General features: G+C 72.9%; 3 protein-coding genes. All 3 read left to right on the plus strand.

Annotation, left to right across the window (positions count from 1 at the left end; translation table 11 throughout):
• Positions 1 to 205 precede the first annotated feature (205 nt).
• From UO65_RS22890 to UO65_RS22900, 3 genes are read left to right on the plus strand one after another with little or no spacing between them, the layout of a single operon-like run.
• Complete coding sequence (locus UO65_RS22890; protein ID WP_035286133.1) at positions 206 to 1,168, plus strand: 4-(cytidine 5'-diphospho)-2-C-methyl-D-erythritol kinase; 963 nt, start codon at positions 206 to 208, stop codon at positions 1,166 to 1,168.
• A gap of 32 nt (positions 1,169 to 1,200) precedes the next feature.
• On the plus strand, positions 1,201 to 2,976 hold the full coding sequence (locus UO65_RS22895; RefSeq protein ID WP_035286134.1) for an ABC-F family ATP-binding cassette domain-containing protein: 1,776 nt from the start codon (positions 1,201 to 1,203) through the stop codon (positions 2,974 to 2,976).
• Between the two features lie 48 nt (positions 2,977 to 3,024).
• On the plus strand, positions 3,025 to 4,689 hold the full coding sequence (locus UO65_RS22900) for a fatty acyl-AMP ligase (RefSeq protein WP_035286135.1): 1,665 nt from the start codon (positions 3,025 to 3,027) through the stop codon (positions 4,687 to 4,689).
• The last annotated feature ends 168 nt before the right edge of the window (positions 4,690 to 4,857 follow it).

Raw genomic sequence — 4,857 nt, forward strand, 5'->3', positions numbered from 1 at the left:
CATGATCGCTGTAGGGGCCCCGCCCAAGCAGATCCACCCACCCGGGCACGCCCACAAAACGACCGGGCCCTTAAACCACAGCCACGGCGAACCATGAGCAGCCCACCCGGGCACCCAGCGAGAAGACCGGCGCTTTGAAGCTCCTGAAACGCACACCCGGGGACCTTGGGACCAGCCAGGGGCAGCACGGCCGTAGGCTGGGCGGGTGCTTGCTGTCGTGCCTCCGCCGGTCACCGTTCGCGTCCCGTCCAAGGTGAACCTCCACCTGGGCGTCGGGGACCTGCGGCCGGACGGCTACCACGACCTGGCCACCATCTTCCAGGCCCTCTCGCTGACCGACGAGGTCACCGTCGCCATCGCCGACGAGCCGGGGGTCGAGGTGCACGGCGAGGGCGCCGACTCGGTGCCCACCGGTCCCAGCAACCTGGCCTGGCGGGCGGTGCGGGAGTTGGCCGAGCACGTCGGCCGCGACCCGGAGGAGCCGAAGATCCGGGTCGTGATCCGCAAGGGCATCCCGGTCTCCGGGGGCATGGCGGGCGGCAGCGCCGACGCGGCGGCCACCCTGGTCGCGCTGTCGTCGCTGTGGCGCCTGGACATCGGGCGCGACGAGTTGGCCGGGGTCGCCGCGCGGTTGGGCAGCGACGTGCCGTTCGTGCTGCACGGCGGGACCGCGCTCGGCACCGGGCGCGGTGAGGAGCTGGTGCCCGTCCTGTCCCGGCACACCTACCACTGGGTCTTGGCCTTCGACCGGCGCGGCCTGTCCACCCCGAGCGTCTACGGCGAGCTGGACCGGCTGCGCGCCGACGGCGACCCGCCCCGGATCGGCGCCGTGGAGCCGGTGCTGGAGGCGCTGGCCTCCGGGGACCCGGGCAGGCTGGCGCCGCTGCTCGGCAACGACCTGCAGGCCGCGTCGGTGTCGCTGCGGCCGGGCCTGCGGCGCACGCTGCGGGCCGGGGTCACCGCCGGTGCCCTGGCGGGCATCGTCTCCGGGTCCGGGCCCACCTGCGCGTTCCTCTGCGCCGACGCCGACGCCGCGCTGCGGGTGGCCGCGGAGCTGTCCGGTGCGGGCGTGTGCCGCACGGTCCGGGTGGCGCACGGCCCGGTGCCCGGGGCGCGGGTCGTCACCGAGGACACCCCGCGCCCGGTGCCGCCCGAGGCGCACGCGTAGTCCGCCCCCCGAACCACACCTGGAAAGCGCGAATGGTCAACCTCGTCAACATCGAGAACGTCAGCAAGAGCTACGGCGTCCGCCCGTTGCTGGACTCGGTCTCCCTGGGCGTCAACCAGGGCGACCGGATCGGGGTCGTGGGCCTCAACGGCGGGGGGAAGACCACCCTGCTGGAGGTGCTGGCCGGGATCGAGCCCGCCGACACCGGGCGGGTCAGCCGCAACCGCGACCTGCGGATGGCCGTGGTCACCCAGCGCACCGACCTGCCCGCCGGGTCGACCGTGCGCAACGCGGTGCTGGACCCGCTGGGCATCACCGAGGAGCACCAGTGGGCCGCCGACGCCCGCGCCCGGTCGATCCTCACCGGCCTGGAGATCCTCACCCTCGGCCTGGACAGCCCGGTCGACACCATGTCCGGTGGCGAGCGGCGCCGGGTGGCCCTCGCCGCGGCCCTGGTGCAGGACCTGGACCTGGTCGTGCTGGACGAGCCCACCAACCACCTCGACGTCGAGGGGGTGCGCTGGCTGGCCGACCACCTGATCAGCAGCGGCACGGCGCTCGTCGTCGTCACGCACGACCGGTGGTTCCTCGACACCGTGTGCACGCGGACCTGGGAGGTCGTCGGCGGCCGGGTCGAGCAGTACGAGGGCGGGTACGCCGACTGGGTCTACGCCAGGGCGGAGCGGGCCAGGCTGGCCGACACCCTGGAGGAGAAGCGGCGCAACTTGGCCCGCAAGGAGCTGGCCTGGCTGCGCCGCGGCGCCCCGGCCCGCACCTCCAAGCCGCGCTACCGGATCGAGGCCGCTGAGGAGCTGATCTCCGACGTGCCGCCGCCGCGCGACAGCGTGGAGCTGATGGCCTTCGCCAAGCGCAGGCTCGGGCGCACGGTGCTGGAGCTGGAGGACGCCTCGGTGAAGGCGGGCGACAAGCCCATCCTGGACCACGAGACCTGGCGGATCGGCCCCGGCGACCGGGTCGGCCTGGTCGGGGTCAACGGGTCCGGCAAGACCACCCTGCTGCGGCTGCTCGCCGGGGACAGCGAGCCGGTGACGGGCAGGCGGGTCCAGGGGCAGACGGTGCGGATCGCACACCTGACCCAGGAACTGGTCGAGCTGCCGCCGCGCAAGCGGGTGCTGGAGGCGGTCGAGGAGATCGCGGGCCGGGTGCAGCTCGGCAAGCAGGAGCTGTCCGCGTCCCAGCTCGCCGAGCGGTTCGGGTTCCCGGCGGAGAAGCAGTGGACCCCGGTCGGCGACCTGTCCGGCGGGGAGCGGCGGCGGTTGCAGCTCGCCAGGCTGCTGATGGCCGAGCCCAACGTGCTGCTGCTCGACGAGCCCACCAACGACCTCGACATCGACACCCTCCAGCAACTGGAGGACCTGCTCGACTCCTGGCCGGGCACCATCGTCGTCGTCTCCCACGACCGGTACCTGGTCGAGCGGGTGTGCGACCGGGTGGTGGCGCTGTTCGGCGACGGCAAGATCAGCGACCTGACCGGCGGCATCGAGGAGTACCTGGACCTGCGGCTGAAGATCGTCTCCGCGACCGCGCCCGCCGCGGCGAAGCCGGTCCGCGACGACGGGCCGAAGGTCAACGCCGCCGAGCGCCGGGCCGCGCAGAAGGAGCTGTCGCGGCTGGAGCGGCAGATCGCCACCCTGGACAAGAAGGAAGCCAAGCTGCACGCCGCCCTCGCCGAGGCGGCCACCGACAGCGGCAAGCTGCTCGACCTCGACGCCGAACTGCGCGGGGTCGTCGCGGAGAAGGAGGAGCTGGAGGGCCGCTGGCTAGAGGTGGCCGACGCCGCCGAGTGATCACCGCGGCGCCCCCGGCGGTGTGACGCAGGCCCTAAGCTGGCGGTCATGAGCCGGTTCGTCGACATGCTGCTGGAGACCGCCCGCACCCGGGGGGACGCGCGCGGGATCACCACGGGGGAGCCCGCCGACCCGGTGCGCACCACCTGGGGCGAGGTGCACCGGCGGGCGCTGCGGATGGCGGGCGCGCTGGTCGCGGGCGGGCTGGCGCCCGGGGGCGCGGTCGCCGTGCTGGCCGCCGAACCGATCACCATCGCCCCGGCCGTGCAGGCGGTGTGGCTCTCCGGCGGCAGCGTCACCATGCTGCACCAGCCGACCCCGCGCACCGACCTGGCCGAGTGGGCCGAGGACACCGTGCGGGTGCTGAGCATGATCGGCTCGGAGCTGGTGCTGCTCGGCGCCCCGTTCGACCAGCTCGCCCCGGTGCTGGAGCAGCACGGCATCGGCCACCTGCTGCTCACCGACCTCGCCGACGGCGAGCCGCTGGCCGAGGTCGTCGAGGTCGGCGAGGACCAGCCCGCCCTGTTGCAGCTCACCAGCGGGTCCACCGCCGACCCGAAGGCCGTGCGCATCCTGCACGGCAACCTGTTCGCCAACCTGACCTCCATGCGCGCGGCGTCGGCCCTCGACGTCGAGCACGACGTGATGGTGTCCTGGCTGCCGCTGTTCCACGACATGGGCATGGTCGGCTTCCTCACCGTGCCGATGACCATCGGGATGGAACTGGTCAAGGTCACCCCGGTCGAGTTCCTCACCGGCCCGCTCATCTGGGCCGACCTGATCAGCCGGTACGGCGGCACCATCACCGCCGCCCCCAACTTCGCCTACGCCCTGCTCGGCAGGCGACTGTCCGGAGTGGACGAGGACGGCAAGTACGACCTGTCGTCGCTGCGCCTGGCGCTCAACGGCGCCGAGCCCATCGACGAGAAGGCGGTGGCGGCGTTCACCGCCGAGGGCGCCCGCTTCGGCCTGCGCGCCGAGTGCGTCTTCCCCGCCTACGGCATGGCCGAGACCACGTTGGCGGTGTCGTTCGCACCGCTGCTCTCCGGGCTGCGCCTGGACTCCGTGGACGCGGACAAGCTGGAGTCCGAGCAGCTTGCCGTGCCCGCTGCCGACGGCCCGGCGCGGTCGTTCGCGTTGCTGGGCAAGCCGTTGGCGGGCATCGAGGCGCGCATCGTCTCGGGGGACGGGGTGGTGCGCGGGGAGCGCGAGGTCGGGGAGATCCAGTTGCGCGGCGAAGCCGTGACGCCCGGATACCTGACGGTCGACGGTCCTGTTGCGACTCAGGACGCCGAGGGGTGGCTGTCCACGGGGGACATCGGGTACCTGGCCGGTGGGGAGATCGTCATCTGCGGCAGGCAGAAGGACGTGATCATCCTGGCCGGGCGGAACATCTACCCGACCGACATCGAGCGGGCGGCGGGGACCGTGCCGGGGGTGCGGGCGGGGAACGCGGTGGCGGTGCGGTTGGACGCCGGGAGTCGGCGGGAGCGGTTCGCCGTGGTCGTGGAGTCGAAGTTCGCGGGGGACGCGGGGGAGGAGAAGCGGATTCGGAAGGACGTGGGGGCTCGGGTTTTCGAGTCGGTGAACGCCCGGCCGGTGTCGGTGTTGGTGCTGGCGCCGGGGACCCTGCCGAAGACGCCTTCGGGGAAGTTGCGGCGGGCGGCTGCCGGGGAGCAGTTGGAGTCGTCGATCCGGGCTGCTGCTTCTTGACGCCGGTTCCGGTCGGGAGTTGGTGATCCTCTCGGCTGTTGTTCGGAGCGCCGGTCGTTTCGTTGGGGTGCCCGGGTGGGTGGATGTGCTCGGCTATGCGTTTATGCGCCGGTCGTTTTGGTGGGTGTGCCCGGCTGGGTGGATGTGTTTGGCCGGGGCCCCTATGGC

Source organism: Actinokineospora spheciospongiae (assembly GCF_000564855.1).
Lineage (GTDB): Bacteria > Actinomycetota > Actinomycetes > Mycobacteriales > Pseudonocardiaceae > Actinokineospora > Actinokineospora spheciospongiae.